A 25,600-nucleotide genomic window follows, 5' to 3' on the forward strand; every position below is an offset into this window, starting at 1 on the left:
TCACAGCCCCTCGATGCACATCGCGACACCCATGCCGCCGCCGATGCACAGCGTGGCGAGGCCCTTCTTCGCGCCCGACCGCTTCATTTCGAACAGCAGCGTGTTCAGGATACGGCAGCCCGAGGCGCCGATCGGGTGGCCGATGGCGATGGCGCCGCCGTTCACGTTCACCTTCGACAGATCCCAGCCCATGTCCTTGTTCACCGCGCAGGCCTGGGCGGCGAAAGCCTCGTTCGCCTCGATCAGGTCGAGGTCGGCCGCGCTCCAGCCGGCCTTGGCCAGCGCCTTGCGCGACGAGGGGATCGGGCCGCAGCCCATGATCGAGGGATCGACGCCCGCGGTCGCCCAGGAGGCGATGCGCGCGAGCGGGGTCAGGCCGCGCTTCTCGGCCTCGGCTTCCGACATCAGCAGCACCGCGGCGGCGCCGTCGTTGATGCCCGAGGCGTTGCCGGCGGTGACCGTGCCGTCCTTGATGAAGGCCGGCTTCAGCTTCTGCATCGATTCGAGCGTGGCGCCGTGGCGGATGTATTCATCGGCGTCGACGATGGTCTCGCCCTTGCGGGTCTTCACCGTGAAGGGGACGATCTCGTCCTTGAACTTGCCGGCGAGCTGCGCCGCCTCGGCCTTGTTCTGCGAGGCGAGGGCGAATTCGTCCTGCATCTCGCGGGTGATCTGCCACTGCGCCGCGACGTTCTCGGCGGTCTGGCCCATGTGATAGCCGTTGAAGGCGTCCCACAGCCCGTCCTTGATCATCGTGTCGATGAATTTCAGGTCGCCCATCTTCTGGCCGGCGCGCAGATGCGCGGCATGGGTGCTGAGCGACATGCTTTCCTGGCCGCCGGCGATGACGATCTCGGCGTCGCCGCACAGGATGTGCTGGGCGCCGAGCGCGACCGAGCGCAGACCCGAACCGCAGACCTGGTTGATGCCCCAGGCGGCCGATTCGATCGGCAGGCCGGCCTTGATATGCGCCTGGCGGGCCGGGTTCTGGCCCTGGGCCGCGGTCAGCACCTGGCCGAGGATGGTTTCCGACACTTCGCCCTTCTCGATGCCGGCACGGGCAACGACGGCCTCGAGCACGGACGCGCCCAGCTCATGGGCCGGGACATTGGCGAAAGAGCCGTTGAAACTGCCGACGGCGGTGCGCGCCGCCGAGACGATCACGACATTGGTCATGGATTCTCTCCTCACAGGATCCCGGGGCGTGGATGGCTGCCCCTTTCCGGTCTGCAGCATGCCCCATGCGGGAGGCAGGTCAAGGAGATTTCCGACGTTGGCGCAAACAGTTGCGCAATTTTATTTCGTATTTTGCGCAAATTTCGCAGTTCCGCTAGGCGCGTTTCACCTTTGCCGATTCCGGCATCTTCCAGGGCGGCATCACCGTCGGCGCGCCGAAATAGTAGCCCTGCATGCAGTCGATGCCGAGCGAGGTGAGGAAGGCGGCGTCGGCGGCGTTCTCGACCGCCTCGGCAACGGTAAACATGTCGAAATGCTGCGCGATCGAGATCAGCGCGGCGGTCAGCACCTGGTTGTCGGCATTCTCGGCGATGCCGGTGATGAACTGGCCGTCGATCTTCAGGATGTCGAAGAAGAACTCGCGCAGGTAGCGGAACGAGGTGTAGCCCGCGCCGAAATCGTCGAGCGCGAAGCTGACGCCGCGCGCCTGCAGGTCGCGCATGAAGACGCTGACGATCTCGGGCATGCTCATCGCCGAGCTCTCGGTGATTTCGAGAATCAGCCGTTCGGCCGCGGTGTCGTCAAGCGCGAGCCCCTTGTTCAGGGTCTTCATCCAGTCGGGATAGCCGATCGAGCGCGCCGACATGTTGATCGCCAGCCGCAGGTGGCGGTCCTCGGCGAGCGAGGCGAGCCCCATTTCGAGGGCGAGGCAGTCGAGCCGGCGGCCCAGTTCGGTCCGTTCGACCGTTTCCATGAAATCCTTGGCCGGAATGATCCGCCCGGTCTCGTCGAGCACGCGGATCAGCCCCTCGTAGAAGGCGGGGCGATCGGGGCTTGCGGTGCGCACGATCGGCTGGAAGGCCAGGATCACGTCGCGCCGTTCGATCGCACGGCGCACCATGTCGATCACGTCCCGGTCCCGCTGGGCGATGGCGAAATCCAGCGGGCTCGTGAGCGCAGGCTCGATCGGCTCCTGAGGCGGCAATTCGCGTTTCGACATCTTCGTCTCCCGTTGCGGACCCTGCCATCCTCCGCGCGGCTTGCTAACAACGCGTAAAGGTGCGGGAAAATCTTTCCTCGTGGTAAAGAAAGGGTTTCCGGCCGCGTAAACGCTTCGGTAAGGCCGCGCGTCTAGTCTGGCGCCGCACGTCAAGCGGGGGGCACATGGCCAGTCAGGCAGAGATCGCGCGCAGTTCGTCGGGCGAGGTCCCCTTCGCCTTTTCCGAACTCTTCTATTCGCGCACCGACCCGCGCGGGGTGATCCTTGCGGGCAATGACATCTTCCAGCGTGTCTCGGGCTATGACTGGGCCGAGCTGCTGGGCGCACCGCACCGGCTGGTGCGCCATCCGGACACGCCGCGGGGGGTGTTCCACATCCTGTGGGGGGCGCTCGGCAAGGGCAATCCGATGGGGGCCTATGTCAAGAACCGCGCGAAATCCGGGCAGCATTACTGGGTCTTCGCGGTGATGCTGCCGATCGCGGGGGGCTTCCTGTCGGTGCGGCTGAAACCCTCCTCGCCGCTCTTCGGCCAGATCCGCGAGATCTATGAGGAGCTGATCGCGCGCGAACAGGAGGGGCTCGACCCCGAGGCGGCGGCGCAGTGGCTGCGCGGGGTGGCGCACAAGAAGGGGTTTTCCAGCTACACGAGCTTCATGGCCTATGCGCTCGGGCAGGAGCTGACGGCGCGCGATGCGCGGCTCGAACGGCCGGCGGATGCCCGCACCCGGGTGCTGACCGAGATGAACGAGGCGCTCGAGGAAACCGCGCGCGAGCAGGGGCGCCTGCTGCGCAGCTTCGATTCGCTGCAGTCGATCCCGAACAACATGCGCATCGTCGCCTCGCGGATGGAGCCGACGGGCGGGCCAATCTCGGCGATCTCGGAGAATTACAAGATCTCGTCGCAGGCGATCTCGGCACGGCTGCACAGCTTTGCCGGCGCCCGCGACAGCCTGATCGACCGGGTCTCGCGCGAGGTGGCAAAAGCGCTGTTCCTGCTTGGCTGCGGCCGGGTTCTGGGCGAGATGACCGCGAGCATCGCCGCCGCCGCGCCGGCTCCGGGCATCGACTGGGAGGTCGAGCGCACGCTTCTGCTGGGGCTCGAGCGGGACTGCGCCCGCGACGGGCGCGAGGCGATGCTGCGCGCGGTCGAGCATTCGGCCACGCTGAACCGGGCAAGTGCCGAGGTGCGCCGCCACATGCTCGGCCTCGACACGATCCGGGTGCTCGGTCGCGTCGAATGCGGGCGGATGCGCGACACCGGCGGGCTGGCCGCCACCATCGACCAGCTCGACGCCTTCCATGCCGAGATCAAGGGGCGGCTCGAGACGATCATGCGCCTTTCAGAAAAGATCGGCCTGTCGATGGGCAGCTATCTGCGCGCCAGCAAGGCCGCCTGAGCGGCCGTTCAGTCGGCGATCAGCGCCTCGATCACGGCGCGGGCGGCGGGGCCGTTCCAGTCCGCTTCGCCGATCAGCCGCGCGACCTCGTGGCCGTCGCGGTCGATCAGCACGCTGACCGGCAGCCCCATCACGCCCATGGCGCGCGACAGCGTCTGCTTCTCGTCCTGGAAGCGGGGCAGCCGGGTCACCCCGGCCTCCTCGAAGAATTTCGCGATCTTCGGCTGCGGGTTGCGGCCGGTGGCCAGCGTCACCACCTGGAAATCCGCGCCGCCAAGCTCGCCCTGCAGCGCGTCGAGCCCGGGCATCTCGACCCGGCAGGGCGCGCACCAGGTGGCCCAGAGGTTCAGCAGCACGACCTTGCCGCGGAACTCGGTCAGGCGGTGCTCGGCCCCGGTCTCGTCGACGAAGGGCAGCTCGGGCGTGGCGAGCGGCTGCTCGTAGACGACGAGCTTCTTCATGTCATCGGTCTTCAGCGCGCCAAGATCGGCGGCCGCGGCGGCATTTGCAGTGAGGCTCAGGGCCGTATAAAGGACGAACAACCGCAGCATGATGCCTCCTGACAAAGGGCCGACCGATGACCGACAGCACGGAAAAATCCTCGAACGCGATGTGGGGCGGGCGTTTCGCCGCCGGCCCGGACGCGATCATGGAGGCGATCAACGCCTCGATCGGGTTCGACAAGCGACTTTACGCCCAGGACATCCGCGGCAGCCGGGCCCATGCCGCGATGCTGGCGGCGCAGGGCATCCTTACCGATAGCGATGCCGCGGCGATCCGGGAAGGCCTGCTCACGGTCTTGTCAGAGATCGAGGCCGGCAAGTTCCCGTTCTCGACCGCGCTCGAGGACATTCACATGAACGTCGAGGCGCGTCTGAAGGAGATCATCGGCGAGCCCGCGGGCCGTCTGCACACGGCGCGGAGCCGCAACGACCAGGTCGCGACCGATTTCCGCCTGTGGGTGCGCGATCAGGCCGATGCGGCGATCAAGGGTCTCGACGCGCTGATCCGCGCGCTTGTCGCCCGCGCCGAGGTGACGGCCGACTGGGTGATGCCGGGCTTCACCCATCTGCAGACGGCGCAGCCGGTCACCTTCGGCCATCACATGATGGCCTATGTCGAGATGTTCGCCCGCGACCTCGGCCGCTTCACCGATGCGCGCAAGCGGATGAACGAAAGCCCGCTCGGCGCCGCGGCGCTGGCCGGCACCGGTTTCGCGATCGACCGCCACATGACCGCCGAGTCGCTCGGCTTCGACCGGCCGATGGCGAACAGCCTCGATGCCGTGTCCGACCGCGACTTCGCGCTCGAGTTCCTCTCGGCCTCGTCGATCTGCGCCGTGCACCTGAGCCGGATGGCGGAAGAGCTGGTGATCTGGTCCTCGGCGCAGTTCCGCTTCGTCGCGATGTCTGACAAGTGGTCGACCGGCTCGTCGATCATGCCGCAGAAGCGCAACCCCGATGCCGCGGAACTCATCCGCGCGAAGATCGGCCGCATCCTCGGCGCGACCGTCGCGCTCTTCACCGTGATGAAGGGCCTGCCGCTCGCCTATTCCAAGGACATGCAGGAAGACAAGGAACAGGTCTTCGACGCCGCCGACACGCTGATGCTGGCGCTCGCGGCGATGACCGGGATGATCTCCGACCTCACGGTGAACCGCGACAAGCTGGAGGCCGCGGCCTCGAACGGCTTCTCGACCGCGACGGACCTCGCCGACTGGCTGGTGCGCGAGGCGGGGCTGCCCTTCCGCGAGGCGCATCACGTCACCGGCACGCTCGTCGCGATGGCCGAGAAGAAGGGCGTCGATCTGCCCGACCTCAGCCTTGCCGAGATGCAGTCGGTCAATCCGGCGATCACCGAGGACATCTTCCGCGTGCTCGGGGTTCACAACTCGGTTGCTTCGCGGCAGTCTTACGGTGGCACCGCACCCGATCAGGTCCGTGCGCAGATCGCGCGCTGGAAGCAGGTGCTGGGCTGAGGAGGCCGCGATGAAGGTTCTCGTGCTTCTGGCGGGGCTTGTTGCCCTGGCCGCCTGCGGTGTCGACGGTGCGCCGACGCCGCCCAATGGCGGCCCGGCGGTTCCGGTGAAAGGCCTGAGCGTCACCGGCGAGGCGAGCCTCGGCGTGGTGGGGCACCTGTGATGGCGCGCGCCGCGGGTCTTCTGCTCGCGGCGTGTCTCGCCGGCTGTGCCCCGCGTCCCGACGGGCAGACACGCGGCGTGGTCTCGGGTGGCCTCGGCCCGGTCCGGGTGGGCGTGACCGGCGCCGGCCGCGGTTTTGTCGGCACCCATCTGGGCCCGATCGGCCTCGGCGCGGGGTTCTGAGGCCTGCGCCGCCTGTTCCCGACGCAAGAGTTCGCTTTTCCCGCGGGGCGCTTCGCGTTAAACGAGGCGAAACCGGAACGAGGGCGCAATGGACCATTTTCTCTACCGCAACGGGGTGCTTCACGCCGAGGATGTCGCGATCCCCGAGATCGCCGCGGCGGTCGGCACGCCCTTCTACGTCTATTCCGCCGCGACGCTGAGGCGGCACTTCCACCTGTTCGACGAGGCGTTCGGCGACACGCCGCATCTCGTCTGCTTCGCGATCAAGTCGAACTCCAACCTTGCGGTGCTCAAGCTTCTGGGCGATCTCGGCGCGGGCATGGACGTGGTCTCGGGCGGCGAGTATCGCCGGGCCAAGGCCGCGGGCGTGCCGGGCGACCGCATCGTCTTTTCGGGCGTCGGCAAGACCCGGGACGAGATCCACCTCGCGCTGACCGGCGGTATCCGCCAGTTCAACGTCGAGAGCGAGCCCGAGCTGCTGGCGATTTCCGAAATCGCCGCCGGGCTGGGCGTCACCGCGCCCGTCGCACTGCGGGTGAACCCCGATGTCGACGCCCATACCCACGAGAAGATCGCCACCGGCAAGTCGGAGAACAAGTTCGGCATCCCGATCGCCAAGGCGCGTGCCGTCTATGCGCTGGCGGCCAGCCTGCCGGGCCTCGACGTGATCGGTGTCGATGTGCATATCGGCAGCCAGCTGACCGAGCTCGGCCCGTTCGAGGCGGCCTTCCGCAAGGTGCGCGAGCTGACGCTGGACCTGCGCGCCGACGGCCATGACATCCGCCGGCTCGATCTGGGCGGCGGTCTCGGCATCCCCTACACCCGCTCGAACGAGGCGCCGCCCTTGCCGGTCGAATATGTCAGTGTGGTCAAGGACGTGCTCGGCGATCTCGGCTGCGAGATCGAGATCGAGCCGGGCCGGCTGATCTCGGGCAATGCCGGGCTGCTCGTCTCGGACGTGATCTATGTGAAGGAAGGCGAGGGGCGCAAGTTCCTGATCGTCGACGCCGCGATGAACGACCTGGTGCGGCCTTCGATGTATGGCGCCTGGCACGACATCGTGCCGGTGGTCGAACCCGCGCCCGGCACCCCCGCGACCCCCTTCGACGTGGTCGGCCCGGTGTGCGAGACCGGCGACACCTTCGCCCGCGCCCGCGCGCTGACGCCGCTCGCGCCGGGCGATCTGATCGCCTTCCGCTCGGCCGGGGCCTATGGCGCGGTGATGGCCTCGGAATACAATTCGCGGCCGCTGATCCCCGAGGTTCTGGTGCAAGGGGATCACTTCGCTGTCATTCGTGCGCGTCCGAGCTATGAGGAAATGCTCGCCCGCGATAGCATTCCCGAGTGGCTCTAGGCACCCTTGCCCGGGGCCGGAAAGGCAAGATGCAGCGACGCCCCCGTTCCGCCCCCACAGCGCCGATCGCGGCGCTGGCCCGCCCGATTGCGCTGACCCGGGCGGGGCTGGCGCTGGAGCGGGGTCTGCGGACGTTCTGGCCGGCGCTGTCGCTGCTGGCACTGGCCTTTGCCGCGCTCGCCTTCCGCCTGCCCGCGCTGCTGCCGCCCGGTGGCGGGCGCATCGCGGCGGGGATCTTTGGCCTTGCGCTGATCGCCGCGCTTGGTGCCGGCCTGTGGCGCTTTCGCTGGCCGAAACGGGCCGAGGCGATCGCCCGGCTTGACGCGACGCTGCCGGGCCGGCCGCTCACCGCGCTCACCGATGCGATGGCGCTTGGCCAGACCGACCCGGCAAGCGCCGCGCTCTGGCAGGCGCATCTCGACCGCAGCGCACGTGCCGCGGCGGGTGCCCGCCCGGTGCCGCCCGCGCCCGACCTTGCCCCCCGCGACCCTTTCGCGCTGCGCATCGCGGCGCTGAGCGCCGCGGTGATGGCACTGATCTTCGGCGCGCCGCTGGCGCTCTTCGAGCCCGGCGCCCGCCCCGGCACCCCGGGCGGCGCCGAGGCGGCGATGGGGCCGAGCTGGGAAGGCTGGGCCGAGCCGCCGCGCTATACCGGCAAGCCCGGGCTCTACCTCAACAAGCTGGAACATAACGCGGTGACGCTGCCCGAGGGCACGCGCTTTTCCTTCCGCTTCTATGGCGCGCCGGTGCCCTTCGAGGAAAGCGTCTCGAACCCCGCCGCCGCGCCCGATGCCGCCGCCGACCCGCAACGCCGCGATTTCGAGGCGGTGCGCTCGGGGCGCATCCATCTGGGCGGCGTGGGCGGGCGCGATTTCATCGTCACGCTTTTGCCCGACGCGGCGCCCTCGGTGGTGCTGGTGGGACAGGCGGAACGGCGCGCCGACGGCAAGCTCTCGCAGCCCTTCCACGCGCTCGACGATTACGCCGTGACCGCCGGCGAGGCGCGGATCACCCTTGATCTGGAGGCGGTCGACCGCCGCTATGGGCTGAGCGTCGCGCCCGAGCCGCGGCCGGATCTGGTCTATGACCTGCCGATGCCGATCTCGGGCTCGCGCGCCGATTTCTCCGAGGCGCTGGTCGAGGATGCGGCCGAGCACCCCTGGGCGAACCTGCCGGTGACGCTGAGCCTGTCGGTGACGGATGGCCGCGGGCAGATCGGCGACACCGGGGTGCAGCATCTGGTGCTGCCCGGCCGGCGCTTCTTCGACCCGCGCGCCGCGGCGCTGATCGAGGCGCGCCGCGATCTGCTGTGGTCGCGCGAGAACGGCCCGCGCACCGCCGAGATCCTGCGCGCGATCACCAACCGCCCCGAGGGGCTGTTCCCGAAGGCCGACATGGCGCCGACGCTGCGGCTGGCCGCGCGCCGGGTCGAGGTGCCGGGGCTGACGCCCGAGGTTCGCGACGAGGTCGCGGCGATGCTGTGGCAGATGGCCGAGCTGCTCGAGGATGGCGGGCTGTCGGATGCGCTGGCCGCGATGGAGCAGGCGCAGCAGCGGCTGAGCGAGGCGATGCGCAACGGCGCCTCGAAGGACGAGATCGCCAAGCTGATGCAGGAGCTGAAGGAGGCGACCGACAATTACCTGAAGATGCTGGCCGAGCGCGACGCGCAAAAGGAGCAGGGCCCGCAATTCGGCCAGCAGGGGCCGAGCCAGCAGATCACCGGCGACCAGATCCAGCAGATGATGGATGCGATCCAGAAGCTGATGGAAGAGGGGCGCATGGCCGAGGCGCAGGAGCTGCTCGATCAGCTCGCCCGGATGATGCAGAACCTGAAGGTCACGCAGGGCCAGGGCGGGCAGGGCGACGGCCCGGGCAGCCAGTCGATGAAGGACCTGGGCGAGACCCTGCGCGAGCAGCAGAAGCTGTCCGATGACGCCTTCCGGCAGATGCAGCAGCCGCCGGGGGCCGGGCAGGACGGCATGGGCAACGAGGCCGGGCCCGACGGGCAGGGAGCCACGGATGGCGGGCAGAGCCTCGCCGACCGGCAGCGTGCGCTGCGCCGCGAGCTTGACCGCCAGCGCGGGCTGATGCCGCGGCTTGGCGGCGAGGCGGGCGATGCCGCGCGCCAGCGCCTCGAAGAGGCGGGGCGCTCGATGGATCGCGCCGAGCAGGCGTTGCGGCAGGGCGAGAACGGCGCCGCGCTCGACCGGCAGGCCGACGCGATAGAGGCGCTGCGCGAGGGCATGCGCAACCTTGGTCAGGCGATGGCCGAGGAGCAGGGCCGCGGCACGCCGGGGCAGGGCGCCGATGGCGAACAGCGGATGGGCGATGCGACGGGCGGCAACGGCGCGCGCGAGCTGCCGCGCGACCCGCTCGGCCGGACGACGGGCGAGGGCGGGCGGATCACCAGCAATCAGGACCTGCTCTCGGGCGAGGACGTGCGCCGCCGCGCGCAGGACCTGCTGGACGAGATCCGTCGCCGCTCGGGCGAACGGCTGCGGCCCGAGGACGAGCGCGAGTACCTGAAACGGCTGCTCGACCGGTTCTGAGCGGGCCGGGCTGGCGCGCTCAGCCTTTGGTGTGCGGCTGCAGGGTCTCGATCACGCCGCGCAGCTGGCCATCGAGCCAGACGCGCCCCTCGTTCACCGCACCGACATAGGCGCCAAGCGCGGGGGCAAGCGGCGGCACCGCGGCGCCGAGCCGGGGCGCAAAGCCGTAAAGCGCGGCCAGCACCACCGCGACCCCCATCACCAGCGTGAAGCCGAGCCGGAAGCCCGAGCGCTGCCGTGCGAGCACTTGCGGCGTGTCATGCGCCGCGGCCTCGCCCGCCCGGTCGGCGCTTGCCCGCAGGGTCGAGTTGATCTGCTCGATATCCGGCAGCCGGCCGCGGCCGCGCGGAGCGCCGCCGGGCGTGGCATCCTCGCGCTCGTTCAGATCGGCGAAGCGTTCTTCCTCGGGCTCGCCCTCGGGCGTCGACAGGTCGCTGAAATCGGGCACGGTGCGTGCCGCTGGCGCGGCGGCGATGGCCGCGAGCTTGGCGGCGGCACGGCTCGCCGCGGCCGTGGGCGGCGGCTCGAGGTTCATCTCTTCCTGCGTCTCGAGGGGCGCGGCCGTGCCCTCGGCGCGGCGGGCGCGGGCCTCGCGCTCGGCCTCTTCTCGCAGGATTGCAAGCAGGCTGTCGTCGAGCGTGCGGCGCTGCGGCGGGGCCGCGGGTTCGGCTGCGGGCGCGGGGTCGGGGTCAGGCGCGGGCGCCAGGGAGGGCTCTGCGATGGCCTCTTCCGCCTGCGCAACCTCCGCAGGCGCCTCCTCCGCGGCGATCTCTGCCAGTGCTTCGGCCAGCGCCGCGTCGTCGGGGTCCTCGGGCACCTCTGCCACCGGCCCGGCAGGCGGCGCGTCCGCGCCAACCGCCTCGGGCACGGCCTCTGCCGGCGCCTCGGGCAGGTCCTCTTCGGGGATCTCCCACCCCTCCGGAGCGGCGAGCACCTCGGGCGTCCCGTCCTCCTCGGCCTCGAGCATGGCGCGGCTCTTTTGGAACCACAGCTGCCCGCAGGCGGAACATTGGACGTCGCGCCCGGCCTCCGGGATCACCGCGTCGTCGACCTCATATTGTGCGCCGCAATTCGGGCAGATCAGCCGCATGCCCGCTCCCATCCCGCTGTCACAAGCCATTCTGGCAATTCTTCTGTACATGTTGTAGCAAGCGCGTGATCAATATCCAAGGGTTTGCGTTCCGAGGACAATTCCGTCCCGGGGCCACCAGATGAAGGGGCCGTGCAGTGATCGAGCTGCAAAATGTCGCCATGGGCTACGGCGGGAGCGAGCTCGTCGCCGAGATGACGCTGAAGCTGGTGCCCGGATCGTTCCATTTCCTCACCGGCCCGTCCGGGGCGGGCAAGACCAGCTTTCTCAAGCTGTGCTATGCCGAGATGCTGCCCTCGGCGGGCTATCTGAACCTGTTCGGGCAGGACGTGCGCACGATGACGCGCGACGACATCGCCCATGTCCGGCAGAAGATCGGCGTGGTGCATCAGGACTGCCAGTTCCTCGACCACCTGCCGGTGGCCGAGAACGTGGCGCTGCCGCTGACGGTGACCGGGCGCTCGGTCGACGGGGCCGAGCTGCGCGAGCTGCTGAGCTGGGTCGGGCTGCGGGCGCAGGCCGGTGCGCTGCCGCCGCAGCTCTCGGGCGGCGAGCGGCAGCGGGCGGCACTGGCCCGCGCGGTGATGATGTCGCCCGAGGTGATCATCGCCGACGAACCGACCGGCAACCTCGACTGGGAGATGTCGCTGCGCCTGCTGTCGCTGCTCGTGGAGCTGAACCGGATGGGCAAGACCGTGGTGATCGCCACCCATGACCTGAACCTGATCCGTCAGGCGAAGGCGCAGGTCTCGGCCCGGGTGCTGCGGATCGCGAACCGGCGGTTGCATCTGGCGGGGGCGGATCTGTGATGATGCGACTGACGATGTTCCGCGCCGACATGAGCGCCACCGACCGCGTCGTGCCGCCCTCGGGGCATACGGCCAACCTGACCGTGCTGACCTCGGCGGCGATGGCCTTCCTCGCCGTCTTCGCGCTGGCGCTGTCGCTCGCCTCCGGCCGGCTCGCCGATCGCTGGTCCGAGGCGCTGGCGCGCTCGGCCACGATCCGGATCTCGGCCCCGCCCGAGCAGATGGAGGCGCAGACCAAGGCGGTGCTCGACGCATTGTCGACGACGCCCGGGGTCGAGAGCTATCGCGCCCTTGATGACGCCGAGATGAAGAAGCTGCTCGATCCGTGGTTCGGGCCCGACCTGCCGGTCGACAGCCTGCCGCTGCCGAAGCTGGTCGAGCTGACCGAGACCGCGCAGGGCATGGATACCGAGGGGCTGCGGCTGCGGCTTGCCGCTGAGGCGCCCGGGGCGGTGCTCGATGACCACACGCGCTGGCGCCGGCCGCTGGTCGCGGCCGCCGGCCGGCTGCGGTTCCTCGGCTGGCTGTCGATGATCCTGATCGGCGGGGCGATGGCGGGGATGATCACCCTTGCCGCGCAGGCGGCGCTTGCCGCGAACGGGCAGGTGATCCGCACGCTCCGGCTGGTCGGTGCGCGCGACGCCTTCATCGCCCAGGCCTTCGTGCGCCGTTTCACCCTGCGCGGGCTGACCGGCGCCGCCGCGGGCACCGTGGTCGCGATGATCGCCATCGCGCTGCTGCCCGCCACGGACGAGGCCGGCGGCTTCCTCACCGGGCTGGGCTTCACCGGCTGGGGCTGGCTCTGGCCGCTCTTCATCCCGCCGCTGGCAGCCCTTGTGGCCTTTGGCGCGACCCGCCACGCGGCCTTCCGCATGCTGAAGGAGGTGCGCTGATGGTGCCGGCAGACAAGATGCGCCCGGGCAAGGTGACCTGGTTCACCTATCTGCGCTCGGTCTTCTTCTACATCCACATCGCGCTGGTGACGCTGGTTCTCGGGTTGTGGGGGGTGATCTTCCAGGTGCCGTGGTTCGGCCGCAGCGGCGTGCACCGCGTCGCCTCGGTCTGGAGCCATGCGCTTCTGTGGGCGGCGAAGGTCGATCTTGGCCTGAGCTACGAGATCCGCGGAGAGCCGCCCGTGGGGGACTGCATCATCGGCGCCAAGCACCAGAGCTTCTTCGACATCCTGATCATTGCCCGCCACGCGCCCGAGCGTGCCTTCATCATGAAGAAGCAGATCCTGCGCGTGCCGGTGATGGGCTGGTTCGCCTGGAAGGCGGGCTGCATCCCGATCGACCGCTCGAAGGGATCGGAGGCGATGAAGGTGATGCTGTCGGAAGTGACGGCGCGGCAGCAGGGCGAGGGGCTCGGTCAGCTCATCGTCTACCCCGAGGGCACGCGGGTGAAGCCGGGCGAGAAGCGGCGCTACAAGCCGGGCATCGGCGCGCTCTACGAGGCGACGGGGCTGCCGGTGGTGCCGGTGGCGACCAATGTCGGGCTGTTCTGGTCGAAGCGCGGCTTCCCGATCCGCTCGGGCGTGGGCGTCGTCGAATACCTGCCGGCGATCGCGCCGGGGATGCAGCTGCACCCGCTGATGGAGCGCATCGAGGCCGAGGTCGAGGGCACGTCGGATGCGCTGATGGCCGAGGCGGGGTTCGTCGCGAAGGACGCGGGCCGGCGCTGAGGCGCCGGACCCGGTTGGCTCAGGCGATCTTCAGCGCGGCGATGCCGGCGACGATCAGCACCACGCCCAGCCCGTGCATCAGGTTGAGCGGTTCGGTGAAGAACATCGCGGCATAGATCATCGTGCCAAGCGCGCCGATGCCGCTCCAGACCGCATAGGCGGTGCCCACCGGCAGCGCGCGCATCGCATTCGCCAGCATCAGGAAGCTGATTACCACCGTCACCACGGTGACCACCGAGGGCACCAGCCGGGTGAAGCCCTCGGAGTATTTCAGCCCGACCGCCCAGACCACCTCGAGCAGCCCGGCGATGGCAAGGGTGATCCAGGGGTTCACGCGGCGAGGCCCTTCGAGCCCATGTCGAGGAACTTCCGGCGGCGGTCCTTGATCAGCTCGGCCGGCTTCTTGCCCTTCATCTCGTCGAGCATCAGCGCGATCTCCGAGCCGACCGAGGCGATGGTCGCGGCGCGGTCGCGCTGTGCCCCGCCAAGCGGCTCCTTGATGATCCGGTCGATCACCGCAAGCTTCTTCAGATCCTGCGCGGTCAGGCGCAGCGCCTCGGCGGCCTCGCGCATCTTCTCGGCATCCTTCCACAGGATCGAGGCGCAGCCCTCGGGCGAGATCACCGAATAGACGGAATGCTCGAGCATCGCGATCCGGTTCGCCGTGGCGAAGGCCACCGCGCCGCCCGAACCGCCCTCGCCGATGATGACCGAGACCAGCGGCACGCCGATCTGCAGGCATTTCTCGGTCGAGCGGGCGATCGCCTCGGCCTGGCCGCGCTCTTCCGCGCCCTTGCCCGGATAGGCGCCGGGGGTGTCGACGAGGGTGATGACCGGCAGCCGGAAGCGGTCGGCCATGTCCATCAGGCGGATCGCCTTGCGATAGCCCTCGGGGCGGGCCATGCCGAAGTTGCGCTCGATCCGGCTTGCGGTGTCATGGCCCTTCTCGTGGCCGATCACCATCACCGGCGCGTCGTTGAAGCGGGCAAGCCCGCCCATGATCGCGTGGTCGTCGGCGAAGTTCCGGTCGCCGGCGAGCGGCGTGTATTCGGTGAACAGCGCCTCGATGTAATCCTTGCAATGCGGCCGGTCGGGATGGCGCGCGACCTGGGTCTTCCGCCAGGGGCTCAGATCCTTGTAGAGGTCCTTGAGCAGCTGCGCCGCCTTCTTGTCGAGCGCGGCGGCCTCCTTCTCGACATCCATCTCCTCGTTGGCGCGCGCCAGTGCCCGCAGCTCCTCCGCCTTGCCCTCGATTTCCGCGAGCGGCTTTTCGAACTCGAGATAGGTGGCCATCGAAACCCTCCGTCAGTGCTGCCGACTATATGCCGGCGCGGCGCGGGAATTGCAACTGACGCGGCGGGAAGGTGACGGAGCGCCCGCGCGGTGGCATGCTGGACCGGGGAGGATCCGGCACGGGTGAAGGAGCGGATCCGATGGGCCACGAGATTTCGGTTCGGGAACTTGGCGCGGCGCGGCTGGCGGGGGTGCTGCACCGCGGCGACTATCGCAAGCTGGGCACCAGCTTCGAGCGGCTGCGCGAGCTGCTCGGCCCCGGGGACTGGGCGCAGGTGCGCCGCGCGGCGGCGGTGGGGCACGACAATCCGCGCCGCACCGCCGAGGCCGACCTGCGTGCCCATGCCTGCGTGCTGGTCACCGAGGCCTTCGCGCTGCGCCCGCCGTTCGAGGAAATCCGTTATCCTGCGGGACGATACGCGGTCATGCTGCTGCGTGGCCCCTGCGATCAGCTGCCCGAGGCCGGGCGCGGGTTCATCGAGGACTGGCTTGCCGCCTCGGGCGAGGTGGCGGCCGGCCCGGCGCCCTACGAGGTCTATCTGAACGATCCGCGCGACACCGCGCCGGCCGACCTGCTGACCGAGGTGCGGCTGCCGCTGCTCTGAGGGGGCGGAAAAGGAAAACGCCCCGATCCTTGGATCGGGGCGCCCCTGTTTCCCTCATGCAGGCGGGGCCTCCCCTCCCCACCGCTCCGGGATCCAGACCGATTCGCCTGGGCGAATCGTTTTCATAGTGCTCAACCTTTCATCATTTCGGACTGTCTGACAATAACTTCCGCCTGCCGGATCGAAGCAATATCGACAAGACGGCCCTTGTAGACGGTGGCGCCGGCGCCCTCGGCCTTGGCCTTCTCCATCGCGGCAAGGATTTCGCGCGCTTCGGCGACCGCGGCCTCCGACGGCGTGAAGACCTCGTTGGCCAGCGCGACCTGCTTCGGATGGATCGCCCATTTGCCGACCATGCCGAGCGTGGCCGAGCGCAGCGCCTGCGCGCGGAAGCCCTCGTCGTCCGAGAAATCGCCGAACGGGCCGTCGACCGGCAGGATGCCATGGGTGCGGCAGGCGGCGACGATCGCGGTCTGCGCCCAGTGCCACGGGTCCGACCAGTATTTCGCGCCCTCGCGGATCATGTAGTAGTTTTCCTGCGTGCCGCCGATGCCGGTCGTGGCCATCCCCATCGAGGCGGCGAAATCGGCGGCGCCCAGGCTCATCGCCTGCAGGCGCGGGCTCGAGGCGGCGATTTCCTCGACATGGGCGATGCCGGCGGCGGTCTCGATGATGACCTCGAGCGAGATCCGCTTCTTGCGGCCCTTCGCGGCCTCGATCGCGGTGACCAGCGCGTCGACGGCATAGACGTCGGCGGCGTAGCCCACCTTCGGGATCATGATCTGGTCGATGCGCTCGGAGCCCTCTTCCAGCAGCTCGACGACGTCGCGATACCAATAGGGGGTGTCGAGGCCGTTGATCCGCACCGACAGATACTTGCTGCCCCAGTCGATGTCATGCGAGGCGGCGATGATGTTGCGCCGGGCCTGCGCCTTGTCGTCGGGGGCGACCGAATCCTCGAGGTCGAGGTTGATCACATCCGCGGCCGAGCTGGCCATCTTCTCGAAGATCGCCGGGCGCGAGCCGGGCCCGAAAAGCTGGCAGCGGTTGGGACGGGCGGGGGCAGGCGGCTGGACGCGGAAGCTCATGGCACCTCTCGGCAAGTATGTTACGAGTTTTGTTGCTGTTGGGATATAATCTTGCGCATCCGCATGCAAGCCTTGTTTCGCAATCGCAGAATCGCGCGCCCGTCGTGGTGATGAATTTCATGGCAGAAAGAAAACTTGCATCTTTCTTCGGCAAATCTCCGAAAGTGTAGAAGATTCTGCGATGTCCTGTGCGATCGCGGCGCATGTTTCTCAGGAAATCCGGTGCGGCCGCGGTAATCTTTCGCCAAACACCCCATCAGCACGGCCGAGGAACCCATGGCGCAGATCGAGACCCCCTATCTTCTTTTCCTGGGCGACGCGCCCGACCAGCTGGCCGCGAAGGTCGCGCAGGGCATCAAGGACTGGCGCCCGGAATTCGCCGTGGGCCAGTACCGGATGGAGGGCTGCAAGGCCGACATGGGCCTGCCGGACATGAACCTCGCGACGGCGAAGGCCGCCGGCTGCAAGACGCTGGTGATCGGCGTGGCGAACCGCGGCGGCATCATCTCGCCGGCGTGGAAGAAGGTTCTGGTCGCGGCGCTGGAAGAGGGCTTCGATCTGGCGTCGGGGCTGCACAACCTGCTGCGCGACGAGCCCGAGCTTGTTGCCGTGGCGCAGGCCTGCGGCCGCACCCTGCATGACGTGCGCGTGCCCTCGGTCGCCTATCCGATCGCGAATGGCGTGAAGCGCACGGGCAAGCGCATGCTGGCCGTCGGCACCGACTGCTCGGTCGGCAAGATGTACACCGCGCTCTGCATCGAGAAGGAGATGCGCGCCCGCGGCATGGCGGCCGATTTCCGCGCCACCGGCCAGACCGGGATTCTCATCACCGGCGACGGCGTGCCGCTCGATGCGGTGATCGCCGATTTCATGGCGGGCTCGGTCGAATATCTGACCCCCGACAATGACGCCGAGCACTGGGACCTGATCGAGGGGCAGGGCAGCCTGTTCCACGTCAGCTATTCCGGCGTGACGATGGCGCTGGTGCATGGCGGCCAGCCCGACGCGCTGGTGCTGTGCCACGAGCCGACGCGGCCCCACATGCGCGGTCTGCCGGGCTACACGCTGCCCTCGCTCGAGGCGCTGCGCGATGTGGCGCTGACGCTCGCCCGCGTGGCGAACCCGGCATGCGTGGTCGTCGGCATCTCGGTCAACACCCAGCACATGGCCGAGGACGAGGCGAAGGCCTATCTCGCCAAGCTCGAGGCCGAGATGGGCCTGCCCGCCACCGACCCCTTCCGCTTCGGTGCGGAAAAGCTCGTGGACGCGCTCGCCGCGATCTGAGACGGTGACACCCGCCGGGGGGATGCCCTCGGCGGGACTATTCTTGCCAAGAAAAAGGGGGACGGGATGATTTCCGTGACCGCGGACGTGTTCCGCCTGGCCGAGGTCTTCACCATCTCGCGCGGCAGCCGCACCGAGGCGAAGGTGCTGACGGTGCGGATCGAGCGCAATGGCGTGACCGGCTGGGGCGAATGCGTGCCCTATGCGCGCTATGGCGAAAGCCTTGAGACGGTGACCGCGCAGATCGCGACGCTTCCGGCCGCGATCACCCGCGCCGAGCTGCAGGACGCGTTGCCGCCGGGGGCCGCGCGCAATGCCGTCGACTGTGCGCTGTGGGATCTCGAGGCGAAGGCCGCGGGCAAGCGGGTGTGGGAGCTGGCGGGCCTTGCCGCGCCCGGGCCGCTGACCACCGCCTATACGCTCTCGCTCGACACGCCCGAGCGGATGCGGGCGGCGGCGGCAAGGAATGCCGCGCGGCCGCTGCTGAAGATCAAGCTCGGCACCCCCGACGACATGCCGCGGCTTGAAGCCGTGCGGGCGGGTGCGCCCGCCTCGACGATCATCGTCGACGCGAACGAGGGCTGGAGCGCCGAGGTCTATGCCGATCTCGCGCCGCATCTCGTGCGCCTTGGCGTCGCGCTGGTCGAACAGCCGCTGCCGGCGGCCGCCGATGAAGACCTGATCGGGCTTGCCCGCCCGGTGCCGGTCTGTGCCGATGAAAGCTGTCATGACCGCGCGAGCCTTGCCCACCTGAAGGGCAAGTACGACATGATCAACATCAAGCTCGACAAGACCGGCGGTCTGACCGAGGCGCTGGCGCTGCGCGATCTGGCCCGTGCCGAGGGCTATCGGGTGATGGTCGGCTGCATGGTCGGATCGAGTCTCGCGATGGCGCCCGCGGTGCTGGTTGCGCAGGGCGCGGAGGTTGTTGACCTTGACGGGCCGCTGCTTCTGGCCGAAGACCGCGACACGCCGCTGTGTTACGACGCAGGCCGCGTTTTCCCGCCCGAACCGGGCCTGTGGGGCTGAGAAGGAGATCTGCATGAGCCGCACCGTCTATCTGAATGGCCAGTATCTGCCCGAGGAAGAGGCCATGGTCTCGATCTTCGACCGTGGTTTCGTCATGGGCGACGCCGTCTACGAGGTGACCTGCGTCCTCGATGGCAAGCTGATCGAGTTCGAGGGCCACATGACCCGCCTCGAGCGCTCGCTGCGCGAGCTCGAGATGACCTGTGACATCAGCCGCGAGGAATGGCTGGCGATCCACCGCAAGCTGGTCGAGCTGAACGGCGTCACCGACGGCGGCGTCTACCTGCAGGTGACGCGCGGCAACGCGGGCGATCGCGACTTCCACTTCCCGCCGGCCGGCACGCCCGCGACCGTGGTGCTCTACACCCAGTCGAAGCCGGGCCTGGCGAATGACCCGCATGCGCTGACCGGCATCAAGGTGATTTCGGTGCCCGACCTGCGCTGGCACCGCCGCGACATCAAGACCGTGCAGCTCCTTTGGGCCTCGATGGCGAAGATGGCGGCCGAGAAGGCCGGCAAGGATGACGCCTGGTTCGTCGAGGACGGCTTCGTCACCGAGGGCTCGTCGAACAACTGCTACATCGTCAAGGGCAACAAGATCATCACCCGCAACCTGTCGAACGACATCCTGCACGGGATCACCCGCGGCTCGGTGCTGAAGATGGCGCGCGAGGCGCAGCTGGAGATCGAGGAACGCCCCTTCACCATCGAAGAGGCGCAGGCGGCCGACGAGGCCTTCTATACCTCGGCCTCGTCCTTCGTGATGCCGATCGTCGAAGTGGATGGCGTCAGCCTTGGCGACGGCACCCCGGGCCGGGTGTCGAAGCGCCTGCGCGAGATCTACATCGAGGAAAGCCGCAAGGTCGGGATCTGATCTTTCCCCGACTGGCGCCGATCAGGGCCCCGGCTTCGGTCGGGGCCTTTTGCGTTTCGGGGGTCAGCTTCGGAAACGGAAGATTTCCGGGGTCAGGCGTGCGGCCACGGTGTCCTCGATCAGCAGCACCGGCGCGCCCGCGATCAGCACCCGGGCGTGCGGGCCCGCCTGTTCGAAGCGGATCTCCTCCGGGGCGGGGGTGGGGATGTCGAGCTCGAGCTCGAGCAGGTCGCCCGGGGCGAAGCCGCGCACGCGGGTCAGGGTGGCGTCGGTGTCGTCCGCCTCGGCCTCGGCTGGTGCAAGCCCGGCCGCGACCCGGGCCAGAACCGTGTCATGGGCGTCCTCGGGCGGCGGCGCGTCGGCCGCCTCTGCCGGGGGCGCGTTCCGGGCCGGGGGCGGGGGCGTCTGCTCCTGCGCGCGTCGGGACGGGGCGAGCTCGGCCCAGGCCAGCAGGGCAAGCGCACCGCCAAGGGCGATGAACAGGAGGAGAAGCAGGACCATCCGGGCCTCCGGGCTTTGCTTCAGCCTGCCGGCTGGCGCGCGCGCATGCAAGACATTCGTGCGCGCCGGTCCTCCGTCAGCCGTTCGCCGGTGTCGCGACCGAGACCGCGTAGCCGGCGCCGCTCGCCGGGTCGAGCACCGAGATGGTGGTGCCATCGCCCAGCGTGTCGAGCGAGCAGTCGGCCAGCCGCGCGACCAGCGTGTCGTTCACGAACAGCCCGACGCCGCCCTTGATGCTGTCCATCTGGAAGCTGTCCTGCGCCGGGTCGAAGCCGTCGACCACCACCTCGATCAGGTCGTTGGTGTTGAAATCGCTGATCGTGACCGGGGCGTCGCCCGGGGCCCAGACGATGCCGAAAGCGTCGTCGCCGTTGCCGCCGGTCATCGTGTCGCCGTCGTCGCCAAGCAGCAGGTCGTTCCCCGCACCGCCGTCAAGCCGGTCCGCGGCGCCCGCCAAGGGGTCGAGCGCGATCAGCGTATCGGTGCCCGAACCGCCGAGCAGCACGTCCTGGCCGGCATCGTCGGCGAGCAGATCGTTGCCGACATTGCCCCCAAGCGTGTCATTGCCCGCGCCGCCGATCAGCGCATCGCTGCCGACGCCGCCGTTCAGGCTGTCGTCGCCCGCGCCGCCATCAAGACCGAAGACGCCGGCCTCGCGCAGTGCGCCGGTGATCTCGTCGGGCGAGGTGATGCCGTCGATCGCCTCGGACTCGAGCGCCGAGAAATCGCTGTCATTGCCCGCGTTGCCGAACAGCGTGTCGTTGCCGGTGCCGCCCGAGAGCGCATCGGCGCCGGTGCCACCGCTCAGGCTGTCGTCGCCCGCGCCGCCTGCCAGCACGTCGTTGCCATCCCAGCCGATCAGCGTGTCGCGCCCGCCGCCGCCCATCAGGCTGTCGTCGCCCGAGCCGCCGTGCAGGCTGTCATGCCCCGCGCCGCCCCCCAGCGTGTCGTCGCCCATGCCGCCTGTCAGTGTGTCGTCGCCGTTGTTGCCGGCGAGCTGGTCGAAGCCGTTGCCGCCCGAAAGGACGTCGTCGCCCCGGCCGCCGGTCAGCGTATCGGGCCCGGCAAAGCCAAGGAGCGTGTCGCCGGCGTTGCCGGCCGCGAGCGCGTCGGCGCCATTGGTGCCGGGGATCTCGTGGCCTTCGGTGCCGGTGGTGTCCGTGCTGTCCGTCGCGTCGGCGGCCTTTGTCATGTCCGAGACCCCATACCGGTAGCCGGTCGCGGAGTCGGTCAGGAAGATCGAGTCGCCGGTGTGCAGATCCTCGAGCGTCGCGCCCTCGAGCGTGCCGACCAGCGCGTCGTTGACGTAGAGGCCGACGCCGCCCTCGAGGCTGTCCATCTGGAAGCTGTCGTGACCGGGGCGGAAGCCGTCGACCACGACCTCGACCATGTCACTGTCGTTGCTGAAGTCGGTGATCGTGACCGGGGCGTCGCCCGGGTTCCAGACGATGCCGAAGCCGTCCTCGCCCTCGCCGCCGGTCATCGTGTCGCCATCGTCGCCAAGCATCACGTCGTCGCCCGCGCCGCCATCGAGCAGGTCGGCCGCGCCCGACAGGGGGTCGAGGGCGATCAGCCCGTCATCGCCCGAGCCGCCCAGCAGCGTGTCCTGCCCCGAATCGTCGGCAAGCAGGTCGTTGCCGACATTGCCCGCGAGCGTGTCGTTGCCCCTCCCGCCGATCAGCGCATCGCGGCCGGTGCCGCCGTTCAGGCTGTCATCGCCCGCGCCACCATCAAGGCCGAAGACACCGGCATCGTGCAGTGCGCCGGTCATGTCGTCGAGCGAGGTGATCCCGTCGAAGATGTCCGCATCGATGCCCGAGGCGTCGCGGTCATTGCCGCCGCCGCCCAGGATCGTGTCATCGCCTGCGCCGCCGGTCAGCATGTCGGGCCCCGAGGTGCCGGTCAGACGCTGATCGTTCTGGGGCTCGTTCTGGTCCTCGTCATTCTCACCGCCGACCCCGCTGAACGCGGCCCCGACGAGGCCGAGCGGCAGAAGCGCAAAGAGCCACAACATTTCCATGACGAAATACCTCAGAAGAATCAAAGAATTGTCTTCAATGTCCCCGGAGTGGCGGCGAGGTCAAGAAAGGTTGGTGAAAAAGCCGTAAAGTCGCGGCGTCATTCCGCACAATACGGGTGGCGCGGCGGGATTGTTTCCGGGCCTGCGGTTCAGAGGCCGCTCTCGACCAGCACCCGGCTCAGCACCGGGGCAAGGCGCTCGGCCCAGGCCTGCTGGCCCCCGGTCTCGGCGATCAGATCGTTGCGCAGCTCGATCAGCACGTTCGGCCGGCCCGGGGCCAGCGCATGGCGGTCGATCGAATCGCCGTCGAGATGGCCGGCATAGGGCTCGTTGTCGCCCACGCAGATCCCCTCGGCCGCGAGCGCCGCGATCAGCGGCACGGCAAGCCGGCGGTCCTTGTGCGAGGCGAGCACCCCCACCTGCCACGGCCGCGGCGCATGGCCGCGCAGTTGCGGGGTGAAGGAGTGGATCGCGCAGATCACCGTGTCGGGCCGACGCGCGGCCAGCGTTTCGAGCGCGGCGTGATAGGGCCGGTGCAGGCGGGCGAGGCGTTCCTCGATGGCCACATCCGAAATCGCGCGGTTCGCCGGGATGATCGTGCCATCGTACAGCTGCATCACCAGCGTCGGGTCATCTTCGCCGCGGTTCGGGTCGATCACCAGGCGCGAGAAATCGCTGTGGATGAGCGGGGCATGCAGCCGCTCGGCCAGCGCCTGCCCGAGGCCGAGCGCGCCCACGTCCCAGGCGATATGGCGTGCCATGTCGGTGGCCGCGATGCCGAGGGCGCCGCCGTTCACCCAGGCGGGCACGCGGTTCGTGGCGTGATCCACGGTGACAAGCCAGCGCGCAGGTCTTTCGGCGCCGATGATCTCGTAGGCAGGATGCGTCATGTGTTCGTCGTCTCTTTCGGTCACGACAGGTTTACGCCAGCGCGGCGGGCAGGGCCAGTTGCCCCCTGCCGGTTTTTGTTCCATAGCTGGGCGCGGCCCGCCAACCGACTGAAACAACAGGATCGAGGACGGATGAGACGCCTTCGCAACGTCAAGATCGTGGCAACGCTTGGCCCCGCATCTTCTGATTACAAGACCATTCGCGCGCTGTTCGAGGCGGGCGCCGACGTGTTCCGGCTGAACATGAGCCACGGCACGCATGACGAGCAGCGCGCCCGCTTCGACATCATCCGCCAGATCGAGGCCGACACCGGCCGCCCGGTCGCGGTGCTTGCCGACCTGCAGGGGCCGAAGCTGCGCGTCGGCACCTTTGCTGCCGGCGCCGCCGATCTGGAGGAGGGCGAGCGCTTCCGCTTCGACCTCGACCCGACCGAGGGCGACGGCCACCGCGTCTGCCTGCCGCATCCCGAGATCTTCGCGGCGCTGGTGCCCGGCACACGCCTTCTGGTGAACGACGGCAAGATCCGGATGCGGGTCGAGGCCTGCGGCGCCGATTTCGCCGACTGCACGGTGACGGTCGGCGGCACGATCTCGAACCGCAAGGGCGTGAACGTGCCCGACGTGGTGCTGCCGCTCGCGGCGCTCTCCGACAAGGACCGCAAGGATCTGGAATTCGCCTGTGCGCTTGGCGTCGACTGGCTGGCGCTCAGCTTCGTGCAGCGCCCCGAGGACGTGATCGAGGCGCGCACGCTCGCCAAGGGCCGCGCCGCGGTGCTCTCGAAGATCGAGAAGCCCGCGGCCGAGAAGGCCTTCGACGAGATCCTCAAGGTCTCGGACGGGATCATGGTGGCGCGCGGCGATCTTGGCGTCGAGCTGCCGGTCGAGGCGGTGCCGCCGATCCAGAAGCGGCTGGTGCGCAAGTGCCGCGCCGCGGCCAAGCCTGTGATCGTCGCGACGCAGATGCTCGAAAGCATGATCGAAAGCCCGATGCCCACCCGCGCCGAGGTCTCGGACGTGGCGACGGCGATCTACGAGGGCGCCGACGCGATCATGCTGAGCGCCGAATCCGCCGCCGGCCGCTATCCGGTCGAGGCGGTGTCGACGATGAACGCGGTGGCCCGCTCGGTCGAGAGCGACCCGACCTATCGCGAGGTGATCGAGGCCTCGCGGCTGGTCGCGCGCCAGACCATCGCCGACGGCATCGTGGCGGCGGCGCGCGAGATCGCCGAGGCCACCGACATCTCGGCGATCTGCTGCTATACGCAATCTGGCAAGACGGTGTCGCTCAGCGCGCGCGAACGGCCGCGGGTGCCGATCATCGCGCTGTCGCCGCTGCCGGCGACGCTGCGCAAGCTGTGCCTGTTCTGGGGCGTGCATGCGGTGCGCTGCGAGGAGGTCGAGCGCTTCAAGATGGCGGTGGTCAACGCCGCCCGCGCGGCGCGCGACTATGGCTTTGCCGACGAGAGCAACCAGATCGTGGTGATCGCGGGGGTGCCCTTCAACGTGCAGGGCACGACCAACATCCTGCGCGTCGCGCCCTGCGACGAGCGGTTGATCTTCCGCACCGACCCGGAATAGCCTGATCCGCAGGCGGCTGCGGGGTGGCGCGATGATCGACAGTGACGTTCTGCTGGTGGGAGGGCTGCTGGTCGCGGCCTTCGCCATTCCCGCAGGCTTCTCGTCCTTTTCCGAGGGCAGGCCGCCGCGCGCGGCGGCCGTGGCGCTGGCACTCGGCGCGGTGCTGGTCGCGGCGGCGGTGCTGCAGCGACCCGGCGGCTACAGCCCCGCACAGATCCCCGCGGCCTTTGCCCGGGTGGCGGCGCGGCTGCTGCACTGAACCCGGAGCCCCGGGCCGAAACCGGCGGATTTGCTCTTGCCAAACCGGCGGCAAGGTCCTATCAGCCGCCCCCTGACCACCGTGCGGCCGGCCGTTGAGGCATGCCGAGTCGCGCGTTCACTCTCGACTAGAGGAGACGGAAATGCCCAAGATGAAGACCAAATCCGCTGCCAAGAAGCGGTTCAAATTCACCGCGACCGGCAAGGTCATTGCTGGCGCCGCCGGCAAGCGCCACGGCATGATCAAGCGCACGACCAAGTTCATCCGCGACAGCGCGGGCACGATGATCCTGTCCGACTCGGACGCGAAGATCGTCAAGAAATACATGCCCTACAACCGCTGAACGGAGGCCTGAACAATGTCCCGCGTCAAATCCGGCAAGGTCACCCACGCCTCGCACAAGAAGGTCCTGAACAAGGCCAAGGGCTACTACTCGGCCCGTTCGCGCAACTTCCGCACGGCGACCCAGGCGGTCGACAAGGCGAACCAGTACGCCACCCGTGACCGCAAGCAGCGCAAGCGCAACTTCCGCGCGCTGTGGATCCAGCGCATCAACGCCGCCGTGCGCGCGTTCGATGCCGAGATGACCTACTCGCGCTTCATCAACCTGCTCGCCAAGGCCGGCATCGAGGTCGACCGCAAGGTCCTCGCCGATCTCGCCATCCACGAGCCGGAAGCCTTTGGTGCCATCGTCGAACAGGCGAAGGCTGCCGCGGCTGCGTAATCTCCCGATTTCGGGATTGCATTTCGAACCCCGCGCCGGCGCTTCGCCGTGCGCGGGGTTTTTCGTTTCACGCGCT

The 25,600-nt window shown here is 69.0% G+C and carries 27 protein-coding genes; 17 read left to right on the forward strand and 10 right to left on the reverse strand.

Annotation, left to right across the window (positions count from 1 at the left end; all coding sequences use genetic code 11):
- Both AC0QTQ_RS04845 and AC0QTQ_RS04850 read right to left on the reverse strand, forming a co-directional pair.
- Nucleotides 1–1,176 (reverse strand): acetyl-CoA C-acetyltransferase, encoded by a 1,176-nt coding sequence (locus AC0QTQ_RS04845; protein ID WP_480258541.1) that lies wholly within the window; start codon nucleotides 1,174–1,176, stop codon nucleotides 1–3.
- Nucleotides 1,177–1,330: 154 nt separating this feature from the next.
- Nucleotides 1,331–2,176, reverse strand: a complete 846-nt coding sequence (locus AC0QTQ_RS04850; protein ID WP_121530227.1) for an EAL domain-containing protein — start codon at nucleotides 2,174–2,176, stop codon at nucleotides 1,331–1,333.
- Nucleotides 2,177–2,340: 164 nt separating this feature from the next.
- On the opposite strand from AC0QTQ_RS04850, the gene AC0QTQ_RS04855 reads away from it, so the two are divergent.
- Nucleotides 2,341–3,573, forward strand: a complete 1,233-nt coding sequence (locus AC0QTQ_RS04855; protein ID WP_480258544.1) for a PAS domain-containing protein — start codon at nucleotides 2,341–2,343, stop codon at nucleotides 3,571–3,573.
- A gap of 8 nt (nucleotides 3,574–3,581) precedes the next feature.
- Here AC0QTQ_RS04855 and AC0QTQ_RS04860 read toward each other — a convergent pair whose 3' ends face one another.
- Nucleotides 3,582–4,124 (reverse strand): TlpA family protein disulfide reductase, encoded by a 543-nt coding sequence (locus tag AC0QTQ_RS04860; protein ID WP_121530229.1) that lies wholly within the window; start codon nucleotides 4,122–4,124, stop codon nucleotides 3,582–3,584.
- A gap of 26 nt (nucleotides 4,125–4,150) precedes the next feature.
- Here AC0QTQ_RS04860 and argH point away from each other — a divergent pair, with 26 nt between their 5' ends.
- The 5 genes from argH to AC0QTQ_RS04885 all read left to right on the forward strand — a co-directional run bounded on the left by argH (nucleotide 4,151) and on the right by AC0QTQ_RS04885 (nucleotide 9,799).
- On the forward strand, nucleotides 4,151–5,551 hold the full coding sequence (gene argH, locus AC0QTQ_RS04865; protein WP_121530230.1) for an argininosuccinate lyase: 1,401 nt from the start codon (nucleotides 4,151–4,153) through the stop codon (nucleotides 5,549–5,551).
- A gap of 10 nt (nucleotides 5,552–5,561) precedes the next feature.
- Entirely contained in the window at nucleotides 5,562–5,714 is a 153-nt protein-coding gene (locus AC0QTQ_RS04870; RefSeq protein WP_480258549.1) for a hypothetical protein, read from the forward strand.
- The gene (locus tag AC0QTQ_RS04875) at nucleotides 5,714–5,896 is read left to right on the forward strand and encodes a hypothetical protein (protein ID WP_480258550.1); all 183 of its coding nucleotides are present in this window, start codon (nucleotides 5,714–5,716) and stop codon (nucleotides 5,894–5,896) included. The genes AC0QTQ_RS04870 and AC0QTQ_RS04875 overlap by 1 nt, the downstream gene beginning before the upstream one ends.
- A gap of 88 nt (nucleotides 5,897–5,984) precedes the next feature.
- On the forward strand, nucleotides 5,985–7,250 hold the full coding sequence (lysA, locus tag AC0QTQ_RS04880; protein ID WP_480258551.1) for a diaminopimelate decarboxylase: 1,266 nt from the start codon (nucleotides 5,985–5,987) through the stop codon (nucleotides 7,248–7,250).
- Between the two features lie 29 nt (nucleotides 7,251–7,279).
- Nucleotides 7,280–9,799: a DUF4175 domain-containing protein gene (locus AC0QTQ_RS04885; protein ID WP_480258552.1), complete on the forward strand. Its 2,520-nt coding sequence runs from the start codon at nucleotides 7,280–7,282 to the stop codon at nucleotides 9,797–9,799.
- Between the two features lie 19 nt (nucleotides 9,800–9,818).
- Here the strand turns inward: AC0QTQ_RS04885 and AC0QTQ_RS04890 are convergent, their stop codons facing one another.
- Complete coding sequence (locus AC0QTQ_RS04890; RefSeq protein WP_480258553.1) at nucleotides 9,819–10,889, reverse strand: zinc-ribbon domain-containing protein; 1,071 nt, start codon at nucleotides 10,887–10,889, stop codon at nucleotides 9,819–9,821.
- A gap of 137 nt (nucleotides 10,890–11,026) precedes the next feature.
- On the opposite strand from AC0QTQ_RS04890, the gene AC0QTQ_RS04895 reads away from it, so the two are divergent.
- Genes AC0QTQ_RS04895 through AC0QTQ_RS04905 form a run of 3 tightly spaced genes read left to right on the forward strand, consistent with a single transcriptional unit; the run spans nucleotide 11,027 to nucleotide 13,379 of the window.
- Nucleotides 11,027–11,698 carry a cell division ATP-binding protein FtsE gene (locus AC0QTQ_RS04895; RefSeq protein WP_121530235.1) on the forward strand — a complete coding sequence of 224 codons (672 nt, stop codon included), beginning with the start codon at nucleotides 11,027–11,029 and terminating at the stop codon, nucleotides 11,696–11,698.
- Complete coding sequence (locus AC0QTQ_RS04900) at nucleotides 11,698–12,591, forward strand: cell division protein FtsX (RefSeq protein WP_480258554.1); 894 nt, start codon at nucleotides 11,698–11,700, stop codon at nucleotides 12,589–12,591. The genes AC0QTQ_RS04895 and AC0QTQ_RS04900 overlap by 1 nt, the downstream gene beginning before the upstream one ends.
- Complete coding sequence (locus AC0QTQ_RS04905; protein ID WP_245965154.1) at nucleotides 12,591–13,379, forward strand: lysophospholipid acyltransferase family protein; 789 nt, start codon at nucleotides 12,591–12,593, stop codon at nucleotides 13,377–13,379. The genes AC0QTQ_RS04900 and AC0QTQ_RS04905 overlap by 1 nt, the downstream gene beginning before the upstream one ends.
- 19 nt (nucleotides 13,380–13,398) lie before the next feature.
- Here AC0QTQ_RS04905 and AC0QTQ_RS04910 read toward each other — a convergent pair whose 3' ends face one another.
- Both AC0QTQ_RS04910 and AC0QTQ_RS04915 read right to left on the reverse strand, forming a co-directional pair.
- Complete coding sequence (locus AC0QTQ_RS04910; RefSeq protein ID WP_121530236.1) at nucleotides 13,399–13,713, reverse strand: DMT family transporter; 315 nt, start codon at nucleotides 13,711–13,713, stop codon at nucleotides 13,399–13,401.
- The gene (locus AC0QTQ_RS04915) at nucleotides 13,710–14,672 is read right to left on the reverse strand and encodes an acetyl-CoA carboxylase carboxyltransferase subunit alpha (RefSeq protein WP_121530237.1); all 963 of its coding nucleotides are present in this window, start codon (nucleotides 14,670–14,672) and stop codon (nucleotides 13,710–13,712) included. Before AC0QTQ_RS04915 ends, AC0QTQ_RS04910 begins: the two co-directional genes overlap by 4 nt.
- A 140-nt stretch (nucleotides 14,673–14,812) precedes the next feature.
- On the opposite strand from AC0QTQ_RS04915, the gene AC0QTQ_RS04920 reads away from it, so the two are divergent.
- Nucleotides 14,813–15,277: an AraC family transcriptional regulator gene (locus tag AC0QTQ_RS04920; RefSeq protein WP_480258555.1), complete on the forward strand. Its 465-nt coding sequence runs from the start codon at nucleotides 14,813–14,815 to the stop codon at nucleotides 15,275–15,277.
- A gap of 131 nt (nucleotides 15,278–15,408) precedes the next feature.
- Here AC0QTQ_RS04920 and AC0QTQ_RS04925 read toward each other — a convergent pair whose 3' ends face one another.
- Complete coding sequence (locus tag AC0QTQ_RS04925) at nucleotides 15,409–16,365, reverse strand: L-malyl-CoA/beta-methylmalyl-CoA lyase (RefSeq protein ID WP_480258556.1); 957 nt, start codon at nucleotides 16,363–16,365, stop codon at nucleotides 15,409–15,411.
- Between the two features lie 276 nt (nucleotides 16,366–16,641).
- Here AC0QTQ_RS04925 and dgcN point away from each other — a divergent pair, with 276 nt between their 5' ends.
- The 3 genes from dgcN (at nucleotide 16,642) to AC0QTQ_RS04940 (ending at nucleotide 19,552) form a co-directional block, all read left to right on the forward strand.
- The gene (gene dgcN, locus AC0QTQ_RS04930) at nucleotides 16,642–17,649 is read left to right on the forward strand and encodes an N-acetyltransferase DgcN (RefSeq protein ID WP_480258557.1); all 1,008 of its coding nucleotides are present in this window, start codon (nucleotides 16,642–16,644) and stop codon (nucleotides 17,647–17,649) included.
- A gap of 66 nt (nucleotides 17,650–17,715) precedes the next feature.
- Nucleotides 17,716–18,678, forward strand: coding sequence for an N-acetyl-D-Glu racemase DgcA (gene dgcA, locus AC0QTQ_RS04935; protein WP_480258558.1), 963 nt, complete (start codon nucleotides 17,716–17,718; stop codon nucleotides 18,676–18,678).
- A 13-nt stretch (nucleotides 18,679–18,691) separates the two neighbouring features.
- Entirely contained in the window at nucleotides 18,692–19,552 is an 861-nt protein-coding gene (locus tag AC0QTQ_RS04940) for a D-amino-acid transaminase (RefSeq protein ID WP_121530242.1), read from the forward strand.
- A gap of 63 nt (nucleotides 19,553–19,615) precedes the next feature.
- On the opposite strand, the gene AC0QTQ_RS04945 is transcribed toward AC0QTQ_RS04940, so the two are convergent.
- The 3 genes from AC0QTQ_RS04945 to AC0QTQ_RS04955 form a co-directional block, all read right to left on the reverse strand.
- A complete protein-coding gene (locus AC0QTQ_RS04945; protein WP_480258559.1) occupies nucleotides 19,616–20,053 on the reverse strand; it encodes a hypothetical protein in 438 nt (145 codons plus the stop codon).
- A gap of 76 nt (nucleotides 20,054–20,129) precedes the next feature.
- Nucleotides 20,130–22,097 carry a calcium-binding protein gene (locus AC0QTQ_RS04950; protein ID WP_480258560.1) on the reverse strand — a complete coding sequence of 656 codons (1,968 nt, stop codon included), beginning with the start codon at nucleotides 22,095–22,097 and terminating at the stop codon, nucleotides 20,130–20,132.
- Between the two features lie 125 nt (nucleotides 22,098–22,222).
- Complete coding sequence (locus tag AC0QTQ_RS04955) at nucleotides 22,223–22,963, reverse strand: N-formylglutamate amidohydrolase (RefSeq protein ID WP_480258561.1); 741 nt, start codon at nucleotides 22,961–22,963, stop codon at nucleotides 22,223–22,225.
- 132 nt (nucleotides 22,964–23,095) lie between these two features.
- Between AC0QTQ_RS04955 and pyk the strand changes: the two genes are divergently transcribed.
- The 4 genes from pyk to rplT all read left to right on the forward strand — a co-directional run bounded on the left by pyk (nucleotide 23,096) and on the right by rplT (nucleotide 25,524).
- A complete protein-coding gene (pyk, locus tag AC0QTQ_RS04960) occupies nucleotides 23,096–24,541 on the forward strand; it encodes a pyruvate kinase (protein WP_480258562.1) in 1,446 nt (481 codons plus the stop codon).
- Nucleotides 24,542–24,572: 31 nt separating this feature from the next.
- On the forward strand, nucleotides 24,573–24,800 hold the full coding sequence (locus AC0QTQ_RS04965) for a hypothetical protein (RefSeq protein ID WP_480258563.1): 228 nt from the start codon (nucleotides 24,573–24,575) through the stop codon (nucleotides 24,798–24,800).
- Between the two features lie 142 nt (nucleotides 24,801–24,942).
- Nucleotides 24,943–25,143, forward strand: a complete 201-nt coding sequence (gene rpmI / locus AC0QTQ_RS04970) for a 50S ribosomal protein L35 (protein ID WP_121530248.1) — start codon at nucleotides 24,943–24,945, stop codon at nucleotides 25,141–25,143.
- A gap of 15 nt (nucleotides 25,144–25,158) precedes the next feature.
- Nucleotides 25,159–25,524, forward strand: a complete 366-nt coding sequence (gene rplT / locus AC0QTQ_RS04975; protein ID WP_113899239.1) for a 50S ribosomal protein L20 — start codon at nucleotides 25,159–25,161, stop codon at nucleotides 25,522–25,524.
- Nucleotides 25,525–25,600 lie beyond the last annotated feature (76 nt).

This window comes from Paenirhodobacter sp. YD-8 (genome assembly GCF_056590935.1).